Genomic DNA, 22,272 nt, shown 5'->3' with positions numbered 1-22,272 from the left:
GTATGCTGCGCCCGAAATCAGGCCAGTCCCTGCTCCTTCAGCGCCGCCCAGAAGCTGAGAAGCTGATCACTAACCTTCTGGTATTGCTCCGGGCTATTGTAGGGTTTCGACATGTCGTTGCTGGCGATCAATTTCTGCACATAGCCGTTCCAGTCAAAATCGCCGGAAAAATCCTGTCCCTTTACGCTGCCGCCCTCGAGGCTGGTGGACACACCACTCAGCTTGAATGACAGCGTCAATGCGTCTTTCTCGTTCATGCCGGAAGCCGTCTTCTCCCAGGCCGCACGCAGCTCCGGTGAGGCATTGACGGGCGGAAACGAGGATGTCAGCGCCGCGCCGACCTGGATCATGCCGTCACCGTTGAGATCGACCGCCTCGGTAGGCGCCAGCAACAGATTCTCGGCGCCCTCTTCCGTAAGCGTGGAAACATTGACGGGCGCAGCGAGGCTCGCCGCCTGCTGCAACAAGGCCAGTGATTGCGTGTCCAGTGACGCCAGGAAACCCCTGCCCTGGCCGCCCTGAACGGCAGAGTGCGCCTTGGCGTAGAGCGAACTGACCGCATCCTGCTGGCCCTCGCTCATGCCTCGCATCGATAGCACCTGCCTATCGTCCTGGCTCAGCGCGAAAGGCGCGGACAGGTCCGGCGCATGCCGCCCCTTCATCAGGGGGTTCTGTGTAAACAGGCCACCTGCAACCGAAGACACCGCCATCACTTTCCTCCAGGCAAAATCTGCCCCATGACCAGCTGCAGCGGCAGAAGATTCCTGCCAAAACCACGCAGAGCATGCTTAGGCTGCTACAGGAGCAAAATTCGCGCCAAGATTGACAACGGGCGGAAGGCTGTTGCCCCTCTCTCGTCGGTACTTTCCACGTTCAAACGCCGACACTGCGACCGTCGCATCGCCTCCATCCATCCTACGGCGCGGCGAAAAAACCTGTCGCCGCTGTCGGAAGGCGAGCCCTTAGCCCGTCCTATGCATGAACAAGACATGGAGACACCGAATGGCCGACCTGACGCTGACCACCTTCGATTGGGTTCCCGAGATGCCGCGGGGTCTTGTGCGCGACCTTCGCGTGCGCTGGGCGCTGGAAGAGGCGCGCCTGCCCTACCGCGTCAACAGCGTTCCATTCGGCGACCGGGGGCCAGAGCATTTCGCGCACCAGCCGTTCGGGCAAGTCCCGTGGCTGACCGATGGCGACATCTCGATCTTCGAGAGCGGCGCGATCCTGCTCCATCTGGGCGAACTGAGTTCGGCGCTGATGCCAGCCGACCCGCGTGGCCGCAGCGAGGTGACCAAATGGGTGTTCGCTGCGCTGAATTCGGTCGAGATGGCGGGCCTGCCCTGGGTCATGTTCAAGTTCATGGGCGAGCCGGCATCGAAGTTTTTGGACGAGTTCCTCAAGATCCGGCTCAAGTACCTGGAACCGGTGCTGGCACGACGCGAATGGCTGGCGGGGTCCTTCTCCGTCGCCGACATCCTCATGTCCGACGTGCTGCGCCCCATCGACCGCTTCGACGGCCTGGCGGGCCATCCCGCCTGCCGTGACTACATGGCACGCGCCACGGCCCGACCGGCTTTCGTGAAGGCGCACGCAGACCAATTGGCGCATTTCGCGGCGGCGGATCGATCACGCTGATCGCAGCTGGGTCAGGCGTGCAGACACATGCGGAACCCTTGCCAGATCCATCGGCGCAGAGCCATTTCGAACGGATAATTTAGCCATCGGTTGCAGCAAACCGATCTGCTCGCCCCGCGTTATTTCCGGTTCGTTCAACGCCACAGGAGACTGCCCATGGCTGCGAAAGTAAAACCGATCCCGAAAGGGTTTCACACCGTGACCCCCTACCTCATCGTCGAGGGCGCGAAGAAGACCATCAGCTTCATGGAACAGGCACTCGGCGCCCAGCATGATCATGAGCCGACCTTGCGGCCCGACGGCACGGTGATGCATGCGACGCTCAAGGTCGGAGATTCCATGGTGATGATCTCCGACGCCTCCGAGCAGGTCAAAGCCATGCCCGTGATGCTGTATCTCTACGTGCCCGACGTCGATGCCGCCTATCAGCGCGCGATCAAAGCCGGCGCCACCTCGATCATGGAGCCGGCGGATCAATTCTACGGCGATCGCAGCGGCGGCGTGAAGGATGCCGCCGGCAACAGCTGGTTCTTCGGCACGCATATCGAGGACGTGTCGCCGGCGGAGCTGAAGAAGCGCGCAGAGGAAGCGTTCAAGAAGCAGAAGGCGGCGTAGCGCCGAAGCTTCGTAGGGTGGGTTAGCCGAAGGCGTAACCCACCAGCCGAACCGACCGCGTCGAGACTTTGGTGGGTTACGGCTTCGCCTAACTAACCCACCCTACCCATGTGCCTACAACGGCAAATTGTCGTGCTTCTTCGCTGGCATTTCCACCTTCTTGTCTCTCAGCATCGCCAGCGCCCGCGCGATGCGGCGCCGGGTCGAATGCGGCATGATGACGTCGTCGATGTAGCCGCGCTCGGCCGCGATGAAGGGTGACAGGAAGCGGTCCTCGTATTCCTTGGTGCGCTTGGCGATCGCCTCGGGATCGTTCATGTCGCTGCGGAAGATGATTTCCACCGCGCCCTTGGCGCCCATCACCGCGATCTGCGCGGTCGGCCAGGCGTAGTTCATATCGGCGCCGATTTCCTTTGACGCCATGACGTCGAAGGCGCCGCCATAGGCTTTGCGGGTGATGACGGTGACGAGCGGCACCGTGCACTGCGAATAGGCGAACAGCAGTTTCGCGCCGTGCTTGATCAGGCCGCCATATTCCTGCGCGGTGCCCGGCAAAAAGCCCGGCACGTCCACGAACGTCACGATCGGGATGTTGAAAGCGTCGCAGAAGCGGACAAAGCGCGCCGCCTTGCGCGAGGCGTCACTATCGAGCACGCCCGCCAGCACCATCGGCTGGTTGGCGACGAAACCCACAGTGCGCCCCGCAATGCGGCCGAAGCCGGTGACGATGTTCTTGGCAAAAGCTTCCGAGATCTCGAAGAAGTCGCCCTCGTCCACGACCTTAAAGATCAACTCCTTCATGTCGTAAGGCTTGTTCGGATTGTCGGGGATCAGCGTGTCCAGGGACATATCGACCCGGCCGACGTCGTCAAAGCTCGGCCATTCCGGCACACCGTCGGTGTTGTTGGAGGGCAGGAAGTCGATCAGGCGGCGCATCTGCAAGAGCGTCTCGACGTCGTTCTCGAACGCGCCGTCCGCAATCGAAGAGCGCGCCGCGTGCACTGAGGCGCCGCCGAGCTCTTCCGCCGTCACCACCTCGTTGGTCACGGTCTTCACCACGTCGGGACCGGTGACGAACATGTAGCTGGTGTTCTTCACCATGAAGATGAAGTCAGTCATCGCCGGCGAATAGACGTCGCCGCCGGCGCAGGGACCCATGATGACGGAGATCTGCGGGATCACGCCCGAGGCGATGACGTTGCGGCGGAATACATAGGAATAGCCCGCAAGCGCGGCGACGCCCTCCTGGATGCGCGCGCCGCCGGCGTCATAGAGGCCGATGATCGGCGCCCGCGCCTTCATCGCCATGTCCTGCAGCTTTGTGATTTTCAGCGCGTGGGTTTCCGACAGCGAGCCGCCGAACACGGTAAAATCCTTGGCGAAGACAAAGGTCTTGCGGCCGTTCACCGTACCCCAGCCGGTGACGACGCCGTCGCCCGGCACTTTGGTCTTTTCCATGCCGAATTCGGTCGAGCGGTGCTCGACGAACATGTCGAATTCCTCGAACGAGCCCTTGTCCAGCAGCAGCTCGATGCGCTCCCGCGCGGTCAATTTTCCGCGGGCGTGCTGCGCCTCGATGCGCTTTTCGCCGCCGCCAAGCTTGGCGCCGGCGCGCCGTGCCTCGAGGGTGTCCAGAATATCCTTCATGCTGCTTCCGCCCGCTCAGGTGCCACTTTGAGAGGCCTTCTAACACGGCATTTTCGAGACAGGAAACACCCCTTCCCGCCTCTGGTACCGCCGTGGCGCGGCCCCTATATGCGCATCCTGACCATGGGGATCGGAATGACCGAAATTGCTAGCGCCGACGCCTCGGGCGCCGCCACGGGGGGCGTGCGAACGGTGCTTCGGCTGGAAGGATTAGCGCTCTTTATCGGAATGACGCTGCTTTACTATGTCTGGGACGGCGACTGGTGGGTCTACGCGTCCCTGTTCTTCGTTCCTGATCTGAGCTTTGCTGGCTATCTGAGCGGACCGCGGTTCGGCGCCATGATCTACAACGCCGTCCACAGCTACCTGGCGCCGATGGCGATGATGACAACAGGCTTTGCCACCGCCTCGCCGCTGATCCTTTCGATCGCGATGATCTGGCTGGCCCATATCGGCTTCGACCGCGCGCTCGGCTATGGGCTGAAATATGCAGCCGGCTTTTCCCTCACGCATCTCGGGCGGATCGGCAAGCCAACGAATTGACAGCCTATTGTTGGCTTGTTGTAGTCCCTCCAAAGCCGTCGCATGACGGCGACAAAATATGGGGGGACTTTATGCTGGCGAACTGGCGCTTCACCGCTGCGGCTGCGGCGTTCTGCACGGGATTGTTGGTCACCTGCATCGAAACGTCGGCGCAATCCTTGCCGAAGGACGTTGCTGTTCGCACCGAGATCTACGCGATCCCTTCGCTGACGATTTCCGATCAGCAGTTTCTGAGCGGCGATGCCAGCGGCAAGCAGGTCACCGTTGCCGGCGAATTCCGCATCGCGCAAGGAACGGGCAGGCTCCCCGCGATCGTGCTGATGCATGGCTCCAGCGGCGTCGGCGCCGGAATGGATCCTTGGGTGCGCCACTTCAATGCGATGGGAGTCTCGACCTTTGTGATCGACGGCTTCAGCGGCCGCGGGCTCACGGCAGTCGGCCCCAATCAGGCCCTGCTCGGCCGGCTCAATTTCATCATCGACATCTATCGCGCGCTGGAAATCCTCGCCAAACATCCGCGCGTCGACGCCGATCGCATCGTGCTGATGGGATTTTCGCGCGGCGGACAGGCCGCGCTCTATGCCAGCCTCGAACGCTTCCACAAGACGTGGAACAGATCAGGCGCGCAGTTCGCCGCTTACATTCCGTTCTATCCGGATTGCTCGACCACCTACGCCACCGACACCGAGACCGTCGCACGGCCGATCCGGATCTTTCACGGCACACCCGACGACTATAACCCGGTCGCCACCTGCAAGGCCTATCTCGCCCGCCTGCAGGAAGCCAATCGCGATGTCGCGCTGACCGAATATCCGGATTCCGCACATGGCTTCGATTCCGGCCTGCTCGGCGTCAGCACCGTCGCCATCTCAGCCAACGCGCAGTCGGCGCGCAACTGCCGCATCCGGGAAGGCGAAGGCGGCGTGTTGATGAACGATGATACGAAAGCGCCCTTCACCTACAAGGATGAATGCATCGCGCTCAACCCGCATGTCGGCGGCAATCCGGCCACAGCAAAGGAAGCGCAGAAGGCGGTGAGCGAATTTTTGCAGGCGCTGCTCAAGCTCGGCTAATTCGTCTGCAGGCGGAACCTTGCTTCACAAACGTGTGGCGGCAGTGGAACCATAGAGCCGCGGATGGCTTGGGACGTTGATTGCCCAAACCGAAACGGAGGCCATCCGATGTATCGATCCAATCTCACGCGAACAGCGCTGCTCCTGGCGTCGCTCAGCCTGCCCAGCGGCGTCGCGCTGGCCGTGCCGGCCTCGCCTTTCCTCGCCATGGCGGGTTCATGGTCCGGCGGCGGCGTGCTCAGCACCAGCGACGGACAGCGCGAAGAATTGCGTTGCCGCGCGGCATATGATGTCGCCGGCAGCGGCGAGCAGCTCCGGCTCAATCTGAGATGCGCCAGCCCGAGCTACAATTTCGATCTCGCAAGCGAGGTCGAATATCGCGGCGGTGCGATCTCGGGATCATGGAGCGAAGCAAGCCGCAACGCCTCCGGGACGCTTTCCGGACGGGCGTCCGGTGATCATGTCGAGGCGGCGGCCAGAGGCGACAGCTTCTCGGCCAACCTGTCATTGACCACGCGTGGCGGCCGTCAGACGGTCTCGATCCAGCCGCAGGGCGCCAACATTACGGCCGTCTCGCTCACGCTGAACCGGCGCTAACCGGCGGATCAGATCGCCACGAGATCGGCGAGGCATTGCTGCACGACCGTCATGCGCGCCGCGACGTGGCTTGGCTCCTTGCAGTCCATGTTCATCGCGAACACGGTCTGCTGGCTGCCCTTCTCGGCCCAGCCGACCATCCAGCCCAGTGATCCCTGCTCCGCGCCGAGCAATCCGCTCTTGGCGCGGATGGTGGCATCATTGATTTTCGTCACCGGCAGGATGTCGCGCGTCAGCTCCTGGCTGCGCTTGCCGATCGGCAGCACGCCGCGCCGCAGCCGGTCGACGAAATCGATCTGCTGGATCGGATCGATGCGCAGATTGCCTGATAGCCAAAACTGATCGATGCCGCCGCCGATGTCATGGTTGCCGTAGTCGAACAGGTCGAGATATTTCTGCATGCGCTCCGCGCCGATGCGGCGGGCGATTTCCTGATAGACCGGCACGGCGGAGACCGCGATCGCCGAGCGCAGTGTATGGTCCTTGTTCCAGGCCTCGATGCTGCGCGTCACGCCATCCCATTTGAAGACGTCCTTGTCGGGGTCCTCGACCACGCCGGTCTCGAGTGCGATGACCGAGTTCGGAATCTTGAAGGTCGAAGCCGGCGGCCTCCCCTCGCCCGAGCGAACCTTGTCGCTGGCGATGATCAGGTAGTCGTCCACCTTGTAGGCCACGAAGGTTCCGACCGTGCCGAGATCGAAGAAGCGCCGGGAGAGATCGTCGCGAAACTCGCTGCGCTGATAGGAGACGTTGGCAAGGGCACGCGCGGGCATGAGCGGGGTCGCGGCAAGAAGACCGAGCGCATAGCGGCGATTGATCACGAGGAATGTCCGACGCTGGTTGAGGAAACGGCGCGACGATGCTGATGGCATCGTGGAGAAACTATGACAATAGCAGGAACCGATCCAGGGCGTGTACCTCTGTATCAAGCGCTTGGTTTTAGGCTCAACAGCAGCGCAAAAGCGGCATCGCCTGAGGGTCGTCTAGGCGCCAAAAGGCGAATGATCATTCAGACCAGCCTTACGCCGCTGAGGTACAGCATCCACGTCCTGAGCCGGCACTACTGGTGCGAAGCTGATGTCCTGGGCTGCCCGTGCATGAAGGCTTGCATCTCCTCCATCGTCACTTGGCCGTCCTTGTTGCTGTCCATCGCTTTGAAAATCCTCTCATGGGCCGCTTGAAACTCCTGCAATGAGATCTGCCCGTCGCCATCGTCCATCAGAGCGAACATCATGCGGAACATCATCGGAGACCCCATGTGGCCACCCATCATTCCACGGCCCATCATGCCGCGACCCATCATGCCTCCAGACATCATACCGCCTTGCCCCATACCACCTTGCCCCGTCGTACCGACTTCTTGCTGATCCATGCTATGGGGTTGAGCCTGTTGGCTTGGCTGGGCCTGTGCCATCGCGCTGACGGCGCCATATGCCAGCACGAGAGCAGATATCGTAACTCCCACGACGCGAACGGTTTTCCTCATGGGCGTTTCCTCGTTTGGTGCCAAAGCGGATTGCTTCGGCGACGGTAAATGCAGGTTTTCGAGCTACGTTCCGTCATAATCCCGTGAGATGGTACGGCCACCGCCTCGCCGAAAGCGCGGCCGGTCCTCGGAATCCGACATCGCTCTTTTGGGTACAGGCCTAGCGGATCCGCCCCGACAGCCGCAGCACGAAGATCAGGACTTCGGCGACCGCCTTGTAGAGCTCGGGAGGAATTTCGTCGCCGATCTCGACATGCGACAGCGCGGCCGCCAGCACCTCGTTCTCCTCGATCGGAATGTCATGCTCCTTGGCGAGATCGACGATCCTGGCGCCGATCGTGCCCTTGCCCTTGGCGACGACGCGCGGCGCACCCGTCTTGTCGTAATGCAGCGCGACCGCAAGCTTGTTCTTGGTGTCGACACTCATAGCGCGCGGTCCAGGAAATGGCCGGCACGCGCGGCAGGCGCGGCCTGCGGCGGCGCGCCGTCGCGGATCACGATATCGCCGGGTTGCAATTCGGCGCGGCTGAGCGCCTGGCTGAGCTGAGACGATCCCGCGCGCAACTGTTCTGCCGTTGCTGGCCGTTCCGCCCAGAGCCGCACCGATGTCTTGTCGCCGCTGAGCGAGATCAGCGCGTGCACCGGCCCTGCCGGCTCGACGTCGAGCGAAAAGCGCGCGCGCCAGACCCGTTTGGCCGCCTCGACGTCCTCGTGGCCGCCGTCGCGCGAGATCTCGAACTGCGCCATCGCCGTGCCTTGCGGCGTTGCGAACGGGATTTCGAAATGCCAGCGCGGCGCCGTTGCGTCCAGCCGAGGCGAGGATGTGTCGACGCGGTCCGGGAGGGATGCGACCTGCAGCAAGGTCTGCCGTGCAATCGCGGCATCGGTATCGTCGAGCAGATGATGCGCGGTCGCTTCGAGCGGCGCTTGCGGCTGAAGTGTCGGGGTAGCGATCGGCTGCACGGCCGGCGGCGCGCCACGGACCGGTGGCGGCGGTGTGTTGGTCTGGAAGGTCACATCGCCACCGCGCATGTCCCGCGGCACGGCAGCGGCTGTCCGCATGGGAATGCCGAGTTCATGCAGCGCTTCCCGCAGCAGGTTCAGCGTCGCCCCTGCCGAATGTTCGGCACCCGGCGCCAGGGCGCCTCTCGCGGCCTGCGGCGCCAGCGCGTCTCCGGCGGGCAATCGCGCCTGTGGCGGCAGAATTTCCGACGCGTCGATGTTAGGCGCCAAAGGCGGCGCAGAAGTCGCGGTGGAGACCTGGGGCAGCGCCTGGGGCTGTGCGGTTGGATGCGCCCCGGTTGGCGCTGCCGGTACGGCGGGCGATGCCGGCGTCGCATTGAGCCCGAGCGCCGACTGCAGCGTCTGGCGCAGCACGATCAGCGCGGCCTTCAGATCGGGCACGCCATTCTGCGGGACCGTCCCCGCCGCGAGCGACGCCTCGAGAAAAATTCCGGACTTCTGGAACGCCGTCTTGATGTCGCCGCCGTCGAGGTTCTGATCGAGACTGGTTTGTTGCGCCAGCACCTGCGCGATCGCCTCGCGCAGTTTTGGTGGCAGGCTGCTGGAGGAGACGGCGGCGCCGAGATTGGCAAACAAGGGGGCCAGGCTGTCCTGTTCGCTGACGGCAGCCTGCGCCGCGGCGAAGACGGCGGCGCGCTCCGCCGGCGTCAGCACGATCTTCGGGGCCGCAACGGCCGGCTGATTGACGGGGAGATCGGCCAGCGCGTCGGGCGACAGCGTGACCGCATCGTGCGCATCGCCGCCCTGCCCGACCACCGCGAGGCGAATGCCGTCCTTGGTTTGCGTGACCGCAAGCTGCAGGCTCTGGCCCTGCTGCAGCGGAATTTCGGTAGCGACATCGATTGAGAGGCTGGCGATCGCAATCCGCACCAGATCGGCAGACAGCACTTTCAGGACCTGGGCGTTGACGACGCTGCCCGGCTGCAGCACGAGCTCGGGCGCAATGCTGCCGGCCTCTTGGGCCGCCAGCACCGGCAAAACGGGATTGATCGAAATCGCCATAGTTTGAGGTCTCGGCCAGGGTCAGGAAGGCTAACCCGGCGCCGTAAACCTCTCCTTAACCGGCTCGAACCGGCCCGGGGCGATCAGGCCTTCAGGGCGTCCAAAATGGTCACCGCAGCCCGGAAATCGATGAATCTGGCCGCCCGGCGGGCGGCGACCTCCTCGTCGACGCCCCATTTCTCGACGTTCCAGTCATCGTCGACATGAGCGGCCGCCCAGACCTCGTCGGAGTCCATGGCGCCACGAAATAGCGCCAGCGCCAACAAGGCCGAGCCCGTCACCGTCGTCACCACGTGCAGTGCCGCCACCGACCAAGGGTCGGCCGGGAAGACACTCCGCGCGGCCTTGATCGCCTGCTCCGGCTGCGTCACATGCACGATCCCCTCGGACAGGATGAAGTGGGCGCCGAGTTGGCTTGCGGCCCAGGCCAGCACCGGATCCCAATAGGCGGCCTCGCGGGCGACCAGCGCCTCGGGATGGCCGGCGCGGTAGAACAGCAGATCGGTGCCGAGATATTTTTCGACATCGTCGGCCACGGCATCGACGCGATCGGTGACCTCGCCGACCGAGTTGGCAAAACGCGTCAGCGGCATGGTCAGGGGATCGATGGTCTCGCCCTGCGCGTTCCATTCGGCCGCGATTGCTTCGGCAATGCTACTGGTCGGCGCAACGACCTGGCGGCCGGACGGCGTGCGGATCGGCCTGCCATCCAGCGTCACGGCAAAGCCGCCATCGGCCTCAGCGATATCAGCCTCTTTGTAGAACCGCTTGCGCTGCGGCGCGCGCGTGGCGCGACGCACCGCCTCCTGCGGGTCGAGCGGCGACTGTCCGGCGACTTCATCGAATAATTCACGCATGTCGTGATTTCAGCTTGCCAATATCGAGGGAAAATTCAGCGCTGACAATACGATAACGGTGGACGCAAATAAAGCTGATGAGGCCGTTGCAACGATCAATCGTGAGATTGGTTTGGCTAGGTTCCCTCGACTTGGGGTCTTGATTTGGGGGTGATGCCTCAGGGCTTCTGATAGATCACCTTGCCGGCCCGGATCGTGGTGGCGACTTTGGCGAGGTTCCGGACATCGGCGATCGGATCGCCGTCGAGCACGACGAGATCGGCATCGAACTCCTTCTCGATCCGCCCCTTCTTCGCCGCCTTGAAATAGCTCGCCGGGTTGGTCGTCAGCGACGCCAGCACCTGCCGCTCCGACAGCGCCCGGCGCATTAGTTTGTATTCCAGCGTGGTGTCGTAGAGCTGGATGTAGCCGACATCAGTGCCGAACAGCACCGTGCTGCCGTTTTCCGAAAAGCTCCTGAGCTGGCCGACAATGTTGTCGACGATGCGCGCGGCGATCTCGGGCGGCACGGGCAGTTTTGCAAACAGCGACAATGTCGGGGTCAGCGCGATCCCCTGCTGTTTGAAGCGCGCGAGTTGCTCGGCAGGATAGCCCGGCTGCCTCGCAACCGTGTGTGCCATCACGTCGACGCCTGCGGCAATCACGACCTCGATACCGGCTGTGTTCTGCGGATGCGCGAATACCGGTTTGCCCTGCACATGCGCGACATCGACCGCGGCCTTGGCAATGGCCGCGTCCATGTTCACGACAGGCTTGTCTTCGCCCTTGTAGGATCCGGTGAACAGCTTGATGCCGTCGAGGCCCATCCGCAGGTAGTTCCGCGCCATTTCCGCCGCCTGCTCCGGCGTCGCCGCCTCGGGTAGCTGAACGCTGGCCGGCAGATAGGCCGGATGGCCGTCTTTGGGAAAAATGTTGCCGGCAAGAAAAATGTTGGGACCGGGGATTTCGTCCGCATGGACGCGGCGGCGCAGCGCCAGCGAGTCGTCGGTGTTGGAGCCGATGTCCCAGACGGTGGTAAAACCCCAGCGCGTCAGCATTGCCTGCATGTGCGCCGTAAGCGGCGCCGCCGGCGCGCTGCTGGCGTTCCGCCACACGGCTTCGGTGAAATGGACGTGGCTGTTCCAGAAGCCGGCGACGACGGTCTTGCCGGTGCAGTCGATCACACGCGCGTCGGGCGGAACCTGAATCTCACCGGCTCGTCCGACGGCCGTGATGACGCCCGCCGATGTCACGATGACGGCGTTGGAGATCGGCGCGGCTTCTGGCGAGGCGTAGACGCTGCCTCCGTTCAGGACCAGCGTTTGGGCTTCCGCGCCCGTCGAGATAACAAGAACACAGGCGAGAAGCGCCGCGCCGAGCCAATGGCGGGTCATGAGCAAAGCCTTTCCGAACAGCTGCATCGCGCAGACTAGCGGAACCGCGCGACGCCGCTTTGATCGATATTGCTGCACGCCAACGATGAAGGCGGTCCTATTCCTCCGGCGCGTTCTCGATCGGATCGAAGCGGTCGGCCTCGAGCCCGAGCAGATTCCAGGATTGCAGCATGTGCGGCGGCAGTGGCGCGCTGACGTCGATCACGCCGCCGCGCGGGTGCGGAATCACCAGCCGGCGCGCAAGCAGATGCAGCCGGTTTTGCAGGCCGCCCGGCAGATCCCAGTTCTCCTTGTTGAAATATTTGGGGTCGCCGATGATGGCGTGGTCGATATGCGCCATGTGGGCACGCAATTGATGGGTGCGCCCGGTGACCGGCTTCAGCGACACCCAGGCCAGTTTTTGCGCCGAGGTCTCGACCACGGCATAATAAGTCACCGCGTGGCTGGCACCCTCCTCGCCATGCCTGGCGATCCGCATGATGCTGTCTTCTTCGCTCTCTTCCTTGGCGAGGTAGGTCGAGATGCGACCCTGCTTCGGCTTCGGCACACCGGCGACCAGCGCCCAGTAGATTTTTCGCGCCGAGCGGTGGCGGAACGAACCGGTCAGCGCGGTGGCGGCAAAGCGGGTCTTTGCGATCAGAAGGCAGCCGGATGTCTCGCGATCCAGCCGGTGCACCAGCCGCGGCTTCTGCCCCTTGGCATCGCGCATTACCTCCAGCATCTGGTCGACATTGCGCGTGATGCCCGAGCCACCCTGGACGGCGAGCCCGGCAGGCTTGTTCAAGACGAGAACGTCGGCGTCCTCGTAAATCGTCATCTCCTTCAGCGCCTGCAGCGTCTTGGTTGCGGCCTCCGAGAGCGGGCCCGCGCCCCTCGGCGCGTCAAGCCGCAGCGGCGGAATGCGCACGCTCTGGCCTTCCTCCAGCCGGTCCTTGCTGTCGGCGCGCTTGCCGTTGACGCGCAGCTCGCCCTTCCGGACGATGCGCTGGATGTGGGAGAACGACAGGCCGGGGAAGCGCGCCTCGAGGAAGCGGTCGACGCGCATGTTGTTTTCGTCCGGTGTGACGACGACCGTCTGGACTTTTGTCGGCAGCGGTGGCGGCTCGGCTTTTGCCGCCTCGGGCTCGGCCGGTGCATGGGACGGCTTGTCCCGCCGCGGCTCGGCAAAGCGCTGCGATTTAGCGCCCTGACGATGCGGCGCTGGGCGATCGCTCTGCGCTCCGCGAAACGGGCGCGCGCCCTTGAGGCGATCCCCCTTGGGACGATCGCCCGGCGCATGGGATTTCGCGAGAGGTCTTTTGACGCGACGGCTCATGACGATCTAGCTCCTGCCCTGGCGCGACGCCGTTCGACCGGCGCGGCGCGGCAACGCTGCGATTTCCGCACCAACTTCATTTTCAGCAAGACGCAATTCGTAGAGCTGCTGCAGGTTCATCCAGAATTGCGGGCTGTTGCCAAACCAGTGCCCCAGGCGCAGTGCGGTGTCGGCGGTGATGCCGCGCTGACCGTGAATGATGCCGGTAATCCGGTTTACCGGCACGTCGATCTGACGCGACAGTTCCGCAGCGGTGATTCCAAGCTCGTTCAGCTCTTCAGCGAGATGTTCGCCGGGATGAATGGGTGAGCGAGGCATTATGGTCTTTCCCTAGTGATAATCGACGATCTCTACCTCTATCGGACCGGATGATCCTTCCGGCCAGGCAAAGCATATTCGCCACTGATCATTGATGCGGATCGAATACAATCCAGCGCGATCGCCTCTGAGTGCTTCCAGACGGTTGCCGGGCAGCGCAGCCAAATCAGCCAGGCTGGTCGCTGCGTCCAGTCGATCAAGCCGCATCTCGGCCTGTCGCGCGAAGCCGGAGAACTCCTTGACGTGACGTCCTGAGGCAAACCGCTCCGTGCGCTTGTCCCGATAGCTGACGATCATCGCCAAGCAAGGTAACAGGATTTACGAGTTACGTAAATAGTAAATATCCGATCGCGGGCATTTCATCTCGCTTTTCGTTACGGTCCGCAACGCAACGGATCGTCGCAGCGAAACTACTACAAATCCGTCCCAAGATCGGCCATGTTCCGCCCGACACGGACGACGAAGGGAGTTTCCCCGATGGCCTTTTCGAGAACCGCATTGACGGCGGTTGCAGCCCTCCTCGCAAGCGCAGCCTCCGCTCAGCAAGTCCCGATGTCGGAAGATCTCGCCTGGAAACTGCTCGAACTCGGCCGCGTCATCGACCCGCCGAAGACGGCTGCGATCTTCGCACCGCTGCAGCAGAAGGAACCCTATCAGGGCATCAAGATCGAGCGGGACATCCAATACGGCCAGGCCGACCGCCATCTGCTCGATGTCTTCACGCAGGAGACCGGTTCATCGGCACGGCCGGTGCTGATCTTCATCCATGGCGGCGGTTTTATTGCCGGCAACAAGCGCACACCCGGCAGCCCGTTCTACGACAACATCATGCTGTGGGCCGTCAATAACGGCTTCGTCGGCGTCAATGCCACCTACCGCCTGGCGCCGCAATCGCCCTACCCGGCCGGCGCCGAAGATATCGCCGCGATCGTGGCCTGGGTTGCCGCCAAGATCGGCGAGCGCGGCGGCGATCCCGCGCGCATCTATCTGATGGGGCACTCGGCCGGCGCGATCCATGTCGCGAATTACGTCTCGCACCCCGAATTCCACAAGGTGCAGGACGGCGGTCTTGCCGGCGCCGTGATGGTGTCGGGACTTTATGAAATGGGCGCCTCGCCGATGGGCGACGGCGAGATCGCCTATTTCGGCTCCGACCCGTCGCGCTATGCGGAACGCTCCTCGCTGCAGGGCCTGCTCGCGACAAAGATCCCGCTGATGATCGCCGCCGCCGAACTCGACCCGCCGCGCTTCGTCGAGCAGTTCAATCTCCTAAAGCAGGCAAGCTGCAAGGGGCCGAACGGCTGCGCCCGCGCAACCATGCTTCAGCAGCACAGCCATATGTCGGAAGTGTATGCGATCAATGCGGTGGAAGGCCGTCTTGCCGACGAGATTCTGGAATTCGTGAAGACGGGGAAGTAGACCGCCGGCGGCCGACGTTCGTCGTCACCCGCCTTGTGCGCAATTGCGCACTGGGGCGGGTGACCCAGTATTCCAGAGACAGCCGTGATTAATTGAGAAGCCGCGGCGTATTGGGTCCCCCGCCTGCGCGGGGGGACGACAAGCCGCCTCACGCGAATTGCGCGAGGCCGTGGCCTACGGACCAGTTCTCTTTCGCTGAAGCGAGGATGTTCACGAATATGTCCTCCGGCCGGATGCCGGGACGGTCGCCGAGCAGTTGCGCGATCCGCTGGAACAGCGCGTGTTTCTGCTCTGATGTACGCGCGTCGAACACGGTGATCTGGATGTAGACGAGATCGTCGCTACGCTTGATGCCGAAGGCATTGCCATAGCGGAAGTTCGCCGCATCGTGCTCGGTGATGGTCATGAACTGATCGTCTTCGGGCACGTGGAGCGCCTCGCGCATCGCGCGGTAGAGGCTGTCGAAGATTGCCTGCCGGTAGGCCTCCGGCTTGCCGGCGCGTAGCGAGATGTGAATGAGAGGCATCGCAAATCCTTTCGCATCCCGCGCGGCGATCCCGGCGCGGGTGGTTCACTTCATGGGCGAAATGAACTATCAGTAGTTTTTGACACGATATCAAAAACACATTGTTGACGACGCGTCAAATACTATCTGGCAGCAAAGGCACCCGCACGTTGAGACAAAGGAGCTAGATTTGAGGCCGCGCGAGTTTGACCATGACGACGTCCTGCGGATCGCGTTTGAGCAGTTCTGGCGCAAGGGCGTGCGCGGCACGTCGTTGTCGGACATCGCGCGCGACGCGGGCGTCCAGCGCGGCAGTCTTTACAATGCCTTCGGCAGCAAGGAGGCGCTGTTTCTCTGCGCCTATGAGCGTTACGCGAGAAAATATCTCGCCACGCTGCAAAAGGCGCTCGGCTCGGGTACGTTGCGCGAGCGGCTCACGGCATTCTTCGACGTCACGATCAAGAATTTTCGTTCCGGCTCCCCGCCCCGCGGATGTCCGACCACGCGCGGGCTGATGGAGCTCGCATCGGGTGACGGTGAAGGGCTGGATGAGAATGCGCGCCAGGCTTTTGCGGATCTGGTGGCGCGCGCCACCAGTCTCATCGAGGAAGCTTTTGCTGAGGGCAAAAAGCGCGGCGAGTTTAGCGGGGTGCCCGCGACGGCGGCGCTCCACATCGCGACGGTTACGCGCGGCCTAGCCGTGCTCGAACGCGCATTCGGCGACGAGGCCCAGTTGCGCAAGATCGCCGGGCACACGATCGATCTCGTGCTCGGCGAGGATAGTCGCTAGCGGACCCTAGCATCGCCCTCCTCTGACTTGATATGATCTTCGGAGTTTAGCCTGAGGTCACAGGAATCTATTTATTGATCTGGCATTGGCGCTTCGAAGCGGCGTCATCTCCAGGCCGTTTATCTGAAACTTTGGAGCGGGCTTGATGAACGACACCTCCTCGCAATTGTTTTATTTCTATAATCGTCATCCGATCTCGCGCGATATCATCGTCGCCAAACTGCGCGCAAGCCACGGTCATCTCGACAACCTGCGCCCTGAGGACCTATATGCGCACGATCAGGACCACTATGGTGGTCTCAACGCCACGGACGAACTGGCGCGAGCGGCGCAGATCGGTCCCGGAACGGCCGCCGCCGACTTTTGCGCCGGCCTTGGCGGGACCGTACGCTATCTCGCACACAAATACGGAGCCGACGTTACTGGTGTCGAATTCACGCCTGTGCGCGCTGCAGGCGCGCAAGAGCTGACCCAAATGGTGGGCCTTCAGGAGACGGCGCGGATCGTTGAGGGCAACGTGATGGACGCTCCGCTGGCCGATGCGAGCGTCGATGCGGTCGTCAGCCAGGAATCATTCTGTCACGTCCCGGATGTGAAGAAGGCACTGGCAGAAGCCAGACGCATTCTGAAGCCTGGCGGCCGATTGGCCTTCACAGACTGGGTAGCCAACCAACCGCTCGCAGCCGCCGACGTGCAACTGATGTGGGACGGGATGGCAATTCAGCCGCTCCGTTCGATTCCGGACTACCGGCACCTGGTCGAGGGCGTCGGCTTGACGGTGCTTTCGGTCACTGACTTGACGGAGGAATGGAGGCCGATACTCAAAGAACGGCTCGCCATGTACCAACGGCTGCGCGAGGAAGCGAGGCAGTCCGGAACACCCGTGGGACACGATGCATTTCACGAGTCCTACATTCGATTTGTCGACCTCGTTCAACAGCGCAAGCTCGGCGGAGTCCGGATAGTAGCGAACAAGTAGACGGCGACACTGCAACAGCTACTTACACTGCGCGAGATTCTTCACCGTCATCAGGTCCTGGCTGGAATTGTTGGTTGGACGACGCTTCAGCGCCTCCTCCACCGCCGCGCAGGCCGCCGGGGCATTGCCGTTCTGGAAACGCGCTACGGCTAGATTGGTCCAGGCATCGCCGAAGTCAGGCGCATCCTTGACCGCCTGCTCCAGCACCGGCTCGGCGTCGCGCGGGCGCTTGGCGATCAAGAGCATGCGACCATAATCGGCGCGCAACGCCTTCACCGGATCTGGCTGCTTGAGCGCGATCTTGAACAATTCATCCGATGCTTCGAAGTCGTTGAAGCGAAATTGCGCGACCACGGCAAAGCCGTGATAGACGGCGCTCTCCGCCGGAGAGATCAGGAACGCCTGATTGAATCGCAGCGCGGCCTCGTGGATCTTGCCGGTGTTGAGCGCCCGCCATGCGCGCATGGTGATTTCCTGGAACGCCTTCTCGCGGGTGCCAGTCGCGGCGACGATGGCGCTGACGAATTTCTCGTCGCCCGCCTTCTCTTCCGCGTTCTTGTCGGCAAATCCAAAGAACGGCTGCTCGTTGGTCGGCGCGGAATAGCTCCGCTTCGTCACCTGCACGCCGGGCGCCACCTCGACGGTCTCGGCAGCGGCAGGCAGCGCCATTGCCACAACGAAGGCGGCTGCTCCGGTGATCCGGCCAAAATGCTTCACTAGACATTTCATTCTTGCTGGCCTCGTTCCCTGCGCAGCTTGGCCCAGTAATCCAGCCGCTTGCGGATTTCCCGCTCAAAACCGCGGTCCGGTGGATCGTAGAAGGTCTGCCGTCCGAGCGCTTCCGGAAAATAGTCTTGTCCGGAAAAGGCATCCGGCGCGTCGTGATCATATTCGTAGCCCGCGCCATAGCCTTCCGACTTCATCAGCTTGGTCGGCGAGTTCAGAATATGCTTTGGCGGCAGCAGCGAACCGCCCTCCTTCGCCGTGCGCATCGCCGCGCCAAAGGCCTTGTAGGCGGCATTCGATTTCGGCGCGGTGGCGAGATAGATCACGGCCTGCGCGATCGCGAGCTCGCCCTCGGGATGGCCGAGGAAGTCAAACGCATCCTTGGCGGCGTTGCAGATGACGAGCGCCTGCGGATCGGCAAGCCCGATGTCCTCGACCGCCATGCGCACCACGCGCCGCGCCAGGAACAGCGGGTCCTCGCCGGCATCCAGCATCCGCGCGAGATAGTATAGCGCGGCATCCGGATCGGAGCCGCGCACCGATTTATGCAGCGCCGAGATCAGGTTGTAATGGCCATCGGCGGACTTGTCGTAGATCGGCGCACGGCGCTGCAGGATTTCCTGCAACTGCGCCGCGTTGAAGATTTCGTTCTTGCGCGCGGCGCGCCAGACTTCTTCGGCCAAGGTCAGCGCGGCGCGGCCGTCGCCATCGGCCATCCGCACCAGCACGGCGCGCGCCTCGGCATCGAGCGGCAGTTTGCGGCCCTCGACCTTCTCGGCATGGGCATAGAGCTTTTCGATCGCGGCAGCGTCAAGCGAATGGAACACCAGCACCCGAGCCCGCGACAGAAGCGCCGCGTTGAGCTCGAAGGACGGGTTTTCCGTGGTGGCGCCGACCAGCACCACAGTGCCGTCTTCCATCACGGGCAGAAACGAATCCTGCTGCGCGCGGTTAAAGCGATGCACCTCGTCGACGAACAGCAGCGTGCCCTTGCCCATCTCGCGCCGGGCCCGCGCCGCGTCGAATACCTTCTTGAGGTCCGCGACACCGGAAAATACCGCGGAAATCTGCTCGAAATGCAATTCGGTGGCGTCAGCCAGAAGCCGCGCCACCGTAGTCTTGCCGGTGCCGGGCGGTCCCCAGAACACCAGCGAGCCGAGCGTGCGCGTCTCCAGCATGCGCGTCAGCGCACCGTCGGGGCCGAGGATGTGGTCCTGCCCGACGACATCAGCGAGCGAACGCGGGCGCAGCCGGTCGGGAAGCGGACGCGGCGCATCCTCTTCCATCCCTGCCGCGGCAAAGAGGTTCGGTGCTTCGCGGGGCTGCTTCGGACTCATCCGCCCAATGTCACGTTGATCTGCTGGCCGCCACGCACCACGACGATGCGCCATAGCCTGGAGCCGGCCTTCGATACCTTGTCGAGGTCGCTGGTCTTGGCGATCTTCTGGTTGTTGACGGCCAGGATGATGTCGCCCTTCTGGAAGCCGACGCTGGCGGCCGTGCCGCCGTCCGCGAGGTCGATCACGACGACGCCCTCGGTCTGCGAATCCAGACGCAGTTCGTCGGCAACCGCCGGCGAGATATTGGCGACCTTGGCGCCCTGGAACGGCGAGCGCCCGGTGAGCACGATCTCGTCGCGGTTGCTGTCGGGCGCCGTCTCCAGCGGCACCGTCAGCTTGACGGTCTTGCCGCCGCGCTGCACGTCAATCTGCGCCGCGCCGCCGAGCGGCCGGGTCGCGAAGCGGTAATCGAACGCGTTCGGATCGTCGATCGTCTGGCTTTCGACCGCGACGATCAAATCCGACGGCTTCAGTCCGGCGCGCGCCGCCGGGCTGTTCGGCGAAACATTGGCGACCAGCGCGCCGTTCGGGAGCTTCAGCCCTAGCGTCTCGGCGATCTCGGGCGTCACCGCCTGCAGCTTGGCGCCGAGCCACGGCCGCTTGACCGCCTTGCCACCGCTCTTGGCGGAGGCCACGACGACGCGGACCATGTTGGCAGGAATTGCAAAGCCGATGCCCTGCGAGCCGCCGGAGCGCGAGAAGATCGCGGTGTTGATGCCGACCAGCTTGCCGGTCATGTCGACTAGCGCGCCGCCGGAATTGCCGGGATTGATCGCGGCATCGGTCTGGATGAAGAACTGGTAGTCGGTGATGCCGACCTGCGTGCGCGCCAGCGCCGAGACGATGCCGTGGGTCACGGTCTGGCCGACGCCGAAGGGGTTGCCGATCGCAAGCACAACGTCGCCGACCAGAAGCTCGTCGGAATTAGCGAAGTCCAGCGTCGCAAACTTCTCCCTGCCATCCTTGACGCGCAGCACGGCGAGATCCGTGCGGCTATCCTTGAGCACGATCTCGGCCTCGAACTCGCGCTTGTCGGCGAGCGAGATCTTGACCTGGTCGGCCCCCTCGATGACGTGGTTGTTGGTGACGACGAGCCCGGCCGGGTCGACCATCACGCCCGAGCCGAGCGAACGCTGCATCTGCTCGGGCTGCTGGCCGGGCACGCCGAAGAAGCGGCGGAAGATCGGGTCGTCGAGCAGCGGATTGCGGTTCTGCACAGTCTTCGCAGCATAGACGTTCACCACGGCCGGCTGGACGCGCTGCACGATCGGCGCGTAGGACAGCCGCAGCTCGGCGCCGGAGGACGGCACGCGGCGGTCCTGCGCCAGTGCCGGCGTTGCAACGACGACGGAAGCCAGCAGCAGAACGGCGGAGCGGATCAAATTCATCTCGAAAACCCTGGGAATGAGCGCCACACATATAGATGCGGGGCGGCAACGATAGAAGATAAAGCGGTACACAATAACGGCTTCTACGCGGCGCGATCGGATGCTTTGACGGCGTCGGGCGCGGGCCCACAGGATAGCCGTTGCTGGTGGCTCTCGCCCCAGGCCCTGAGCGTCTCGATGACGGGACGCAGGCTCTCGCCGATCTCGGACAGCGTATATTCGACCCGCGGCGGCACCTCGGCGTAGACTTTTCGGATCACCAGCCCGTCCTCCTCGAGCGCGCGGAGCTGCTTGGTCAGCATGCGCTGGGTAATCCCAGGCATCCGCCGCCGCAACTCCCCAAAGCGCTGGGTGCCGGCCAGGAGATGAAACAGGATCACGCCCTTCCACTTGCCGTCGATCAGGTCGAGCGTGGCTTCCACCGCACAGCCCGGCCGTCGGGCAAAATCTCGCCGCTTCATGAGGTTTTCCCGGGATTTTTTCCAATAGTATCCAAACAGGGACTAGTTCCCCGAATTTACAGTACTTGCCAATTGGATGCCAGCACGACAGGTAGGAAACCAACACTTCCAACAAGGAGACACGGACATGAAAGCCGTCGGATACCGCAAATCGCTCCCCATCGAGGATGCCAATGCGCTGATCGATTTCGAGGCCGCCAAGCCGGAACCGGCTGGCCGCGACATCCGCGTCGCCATAAGAGCGATCTCCGCCAACCCGGTCGATTACAAGGTGCGCAAGCGCGCCGCCCCGCCGGAGGGCGAGACCAAAATTTTGGGCTATGACGCAGCCGGCATCGTCGATGCCGTCGGTCCCGACGTCACCCTGTTCAAGCCGGGCGACGAAGTGTTTTACGCCGGCTCAATCCTGCGTCAGGGCACCAATGCGGAATATCATCTGGTCGACGAGCGCATCGTCGGCCGCAAGCCGAAATCGCTGTCGTTCGCACAGGCCGCGGCGCTGCCGCTGACCTCGATCACCGCCTGGGAATTGCTGTTCGACCGGCTCGGCGCCGTGCCGGGCAAGAGCCTCGATCCGCGCACGCTGCTGATCATCGGCGGCGCCGGGGGCGTCGGCTCGATCCTGATCCAGCTTGCGCGCCGCCTCACCGGCCTCACCGTCGTCGCCACCGCCACACGGCCCGAATCGCAAAAATGGTGCCTCGATCTCGGCGCCCATGCCGTGATCGATCATGGCAAGCCGATGAAGGAGCAGATCGAGAAGCTGAAGCTGCCGCCGGTCGCGCTCGTCGCGAGCCTCACCTTCACCGATCAGCACTATAAGAGCATCGCCGAGTTCATGGCGCCGCAGGGCAAGTTCGGCCTGATCGACGATCCCCCGGAATTCACCATGTCCGCCTTCAAGGGCAAGGCGATCTCGGTGCACTGGGAATCGATGTTCACGCGCTCCTCGTTCCAGACGCCTGATATGATCGCCCAGCATCATCTGCTCAACGATGTGGCAGATCTGCTCGACAAAGGCGTGCTGCGCACCACGCTCGATCAGACTTTCGGTACCATCAACGCAGCTAACCTGAAACGGGCACATGCGCTTTTGGAAAGCGGCAAGTCGCGCGGCAAGATCGTGCTGGAGGGATGGTAGCGACCAAACAACAGGGTTGATCGAGAAATCGATTTA

General features: G+C 63.2%; 25 protein-coding genes. 9 read left to right on the top strand and 16 right to left on the bottom strand.

The genetic code is table 11. The features are described from left to right. Window positions 1–17: 17 nt before the first annotated feature. On the bottom strand, window positions 18–710 hold the full coding sequence (locus QA643_RS16565) for a hypothetical protein (protein WP_283034166.1): 693 nt from the start codon (window positions 708–710) through the stop codon (window positions 18–20). A gap of 292 nt (window positions 711–1,002) precedes the next feature. Between QA643_RS16565 and QA643_RS16560 the strand changes: the two genes are divergently transcribed. Together QA643_RS16560 and QA643_RS16555 are read left to right on the top strand one after the other, a co-directional pair. Beyond that, window positions 1,003–1,638, top strand: a complete 636-nt coding sequence (locus tag QA643_RS16560) for a glutathione S-transferase family protein (protein WP_283034165.1) — start codon at window positions 1,003–1,005, stop codon at window positions 1,636–1,638. A 156-nt stretch (window positions 1,639–1,794) separates the two neighbouring features. Then, a complete protein-coding gene (locus QA643_RS16555) occupies window positions 1,795–2,253 on the top strand; it encodes a VOC family protein (protein ID WP_283034164.1) in 459 nt (152 codons plus the stop codon). Between the two features lie 114 nt (window positions 2,254–2,367). On the opposite strand, the gene QA643_RS16550 is transcribed toward QA643_RS16555, so the two are convergent. After that, window positions 2,368–3,900, bottom strand: coding sequence for an acyl-CoA carboxylase subunit beta (locus tag QA643_RS16550; RefSeq protein ID WP_283034163.1), 1,533 nt, complete (start codon window positions 3,898–3,900; stop codon window positions 2,368–2,370). Window positions 3,901–4,035: 135 nt separating this feature from the next. On the opposite strand from QA643_RS16550, the gene QA643_RS16545 reads away from it, so the two are divergent. The 3 genes from QA643_RS16545 (at window position 4,036) to QA643_RS16535 (ending at window position 6,113) form a co-directional block, all read left to right on the top strand. Continuing rightward, complete coding sequence (locus tag QA643_RS16545; protein ID WP_283034162.1) at window positions 4,036–4,443, top strand: DUF4260 domain-containing protein; 408 nt, start codon at window positions 4,036–4,038, stop codon at window positions 4,441–4,443. 71 nt (window positions 4,444–4,514) lie between these two features. Then, entirely contained in the window at window positions 4,515–5,516 is a 1,002-nt protein-coding gene (locus QA643_RS16540) for a dienelactone hydrolase family protein (RefSeq protein WP_283034161.1), read from the top strand. Window positions 5,517–5,624: 108 nt separating this feature from the next. Beyond that, on the top strand, window positions 5,625–6,113 hold the full coding sequence (locus QA643_RS16535; RefSeq protein ID WP_283034160.1) for a hypothetical protein: 489 nt from the start codon (window positions 5,625–5,627) through the stop codon (window positions 6,111–6,113). 8 nt (window positions 6,114–6,121) lie between these two features. On the opposite strand, the gene QA643_RS16530 is transcribed toward QA643_RS16535, so the two are convergent. The 9 genes from QA643_RS16530 to QA643_RS16490 all read right to left on the bottom strand — a co-directional run bounded on the left by QA643_RS16530 (window position 6,122) and on the right by QA643_RS16490 (window position 13,784). Further along, the gene (locus tag QA643_RS16530) at window positions 6,122–6,934 is read right to left on the bottom strand and encodes a penicillin-binding transpeptidase domain-containing protein (RefSeq protein ID WP_283034159.1); all 813 of its coding nucleotides are present in this window, start codon (window positions 6,932–6,934) and stop codon (window positions 6,122–6,124) included. Window positions 6,935–7,173: 239 nt separating this feature from the next. Next, entirely contained in the window at window positions 7,174–7,599 is a 426-nt protein-coding gene (locus QA643_RS16525; RefSeq protein WP_283034158.1) for an EF-hand domain-containing protein, read from the bottom strand. Window positions 7,600–7,759: 160 nt separating this feature from the next. Continuing rightward, window positions 7,760–8,026 carry an EscU/YscU/HrcU family type III secretion system export apparatus switch protein gene (locus QA643_RS16520; RefSeq protein ID WP_283034157.1) on the bottom strand — a complete coding sequence of 89 codons (267 nt, stop codon included), beginning with the start codon at window positions 8,024–8,026 and terminating at the stop codon, window positions 7,760–7,762. Continuing rightward, window positions 8,023–9,624, bottom strand: a complete 1,602-nt coding sequence (locus QA643_RS16515) for a flagellar hook-length control protein FliK (protein WP_283034156.1) — start codon at window positions 9,622–9,624, stop codon at window positions 8,023–8,025. Before QA643_RS16515 ends, QA643_RS16520 begins: the two co-directional genes overlap by 4 nt. 83 nt (window positions 9,625–9,707) lie before the next feature. Continuing rightward, window positions 9,708–10,481 carry an ATP12 family protein gene (locus tag QA643_RS16510; RefSeq protein ID WP_283034155.1) on the bottom strand — a complete coding sequence of 258 codons (774 nt, stop codon included), beginning with the start codon at window positions 10,479–10,481 and terminating at the stop codon, window positions 9,708–9,710. A 158-nt stretch (window positions 10,482–10,639) separates the two neighbouring features. Next, a complete protein-coding gene (locus QA643_RS16505) occupies window positions 10,640–11,854 on the bottom strand; it encodes an amidohydrolase family protein (protein WP_283034154.1) in 1,215 nt (404 codons plus the stop codon). Between the two features lie 97 nt (window positions 11,855–11,951). Further along, the gene (locus QA643_RS16500; protein WP_283034153.1) at window positions 11,952–13,169 is read right to left on the bottom strand and encodes an RluA family pseudouridine synthase; all 1,218 of its coding nucleotides are present in this window, start codon (window positions 13,167–13,169) and stop codon (window positions 11,952–11,954) included. Window positions 13,170–13,175: 6 nt separating this feature from the next. Beyond that, a complete protein-coding gene (locus tag QA643_RS16495) occupies window positions 13,176–13,487 on the bottom strand; it encodes a HigA family addiction module antitoxin (protein WP_283034152.1) in 312 nt (103 codons plus the stop codon). Window positions 13,488–13,499: 12 nt separating this feature from the next. After that, window positions 13,500–13,784, bottom strand: a complete 285-nt coding sequence (locus tag QA643_RS16490) for a type II toxin-antitoxin system RelE/ParE family toxin (RefSeq protein WP_283034825.1) — start codon at window positions 13,782–13,784, stop codon at window positions 13,500–13,502. 180 nt (window positions 13,785–13,964) lie between these two features. On the opposite strand from QA643_RS16490, the gene QA643_RS16485 reads away from it, so the two are divergent. Beyond that, a complete protein-coding gene (locus QA643_RS16485) occupies window positions 13,965–14,906 on the top strand; it encodes an alpha/beta hydrolase (protein ID WP_283034151.1) in 942 nt (313 codons plus the stop codon). A gap of 148 nt (window positions 14,907–15,054) precedes the next feature. On the opposite strand, the gene QA643_RS16480 is transcribed toward QA643_RS16485, so the two are convergent. Next, window positions 15,055–15,432: a tautomerase family protein gene (locus QA643_RS16480; protein WP_283034150.1), complete on the bottom strand. Its 378-nt coding sequence runs from the start codon at window positions 15,430–15,432 to the stop codon at window positions 15,055–15,057. A 169-nt stretch (window positions 15,433–15,601) separates the two neighbouring features. Here QA643_RS16480 and QA643_RS16475 point away from each other — a divergent pair, with 169 nt between their 5' ends. Then, a complete protein-coding gene (locus tag QA643_RS16475) occupies window positions 15,602–16,201 on the top strand; it encodes a TetR/AcrR family transcriptional regulator (RefSeq protein ID WP_283034149.1) in 600 nt (199 codons plus the stop codon). Between the two features lie 145 nt (window positions 16,202–16,346). Next, window positions 16,347–17,180: a class I SAM-dependent methyltransferase gene (locus QA643_RS16470; protein ID WP_283034148.1), complete on the top strand. Its 834-nt coding sequence runs from the start codon at window positions 16,347–16,349 to the stop codon at window positions 17,178–17,180. 18 nt (window positions 17,181–17,198) lie between these two features. On the opposite strand, the gene QA643_RS16465 is transcribed toward QA643_RS16470, so the two are convergent. The 4 genes from QA643_RS16465 to QA643_RS16450 form a co-directional block, all read right to left on the bottom strand. Next, a complete protein-coding gene (locus tag QA643_RS16465) occupies window positions 17,199–17,909 on the bottom strand; it encodes a tetratricopeptide repeat protein (RefSeq protein ID WP_283034147.1) in 711 nt (236 codons plus the stop codon). Continuing rightward, window positions 17,906–19,243, bottom strand: coding sequence for a replication-associated recombination protein A (locus QA643_RS16460; RefSeq protein WP_283034146.1), 1,338 nt, complete (start codon window positions 19,241–19,243; stop codon window positions 17,906–17,908). The genes QA643_RS16465 and QA643_RS16460 overlap by 4 nt, the downstream gene beginning before the upstream one ends. After that, window positions 19,240–20,634: a DegQ family serine endoprotease gene (locus QA643_RS16455; RefSeq protein ID WP_283034145.1), complete on the bottom strand. Its 1,395-nt coding sequence runs from the start codon at window positions 20,632–20,634 to the stop codon at window positions 19,240–19,242. The genes QA643_RS16460 and QA643_RS16455 overlap by 4 nt, the downstream gene beginning before the upstream one ends. Before the next feature lie 83 nt (window positions 20,635–20,717). Further along, a complete protein-coding gene (locus QA643_RS16450; RefSeq protein WP_283034144.1) occupies window positions 20,718–21,095 on the bottom strand; it encodes a helix-turn-helix domain-containing protein in 378 nt (125 codons plus the stop codon). A 127-nt stretch (window positions 21,096–21,222) separates the two neighbouring features. Between QA643_RS16450 and QA643_RS16445 the strand changes: the two genes are divergently transcribed. Continuing rightward, a complete protein-coding gene (locus tag QA643_RS16445) occupies window positions 21,223–22,236 on the top strand; it encodes a zinc-binding alcohol dehydrogenase family protein (protein WP_283034143.1) in 1,014 nt (337 codons plus the stop codon). The last annotated feature ends 36 nt before the right edge of the window (window positions 22,237–22,272 follow it).

This window comes from Bradyrhizobium sp. CB3481, from assembly GCF_029714305.1.
Taxonomy (GTDB): domain Bacteria; phylum Pseudomonadota; class Alphaproteobacteria; order Rhizobiales; family Xanthobacteraceae; genus Bradyrhizobium.
The sequence above is the reverse complement of the archived record's forward strand: the minus strand, read 5'-3'. Positions and strand labels throughout refer to the sequence as shown.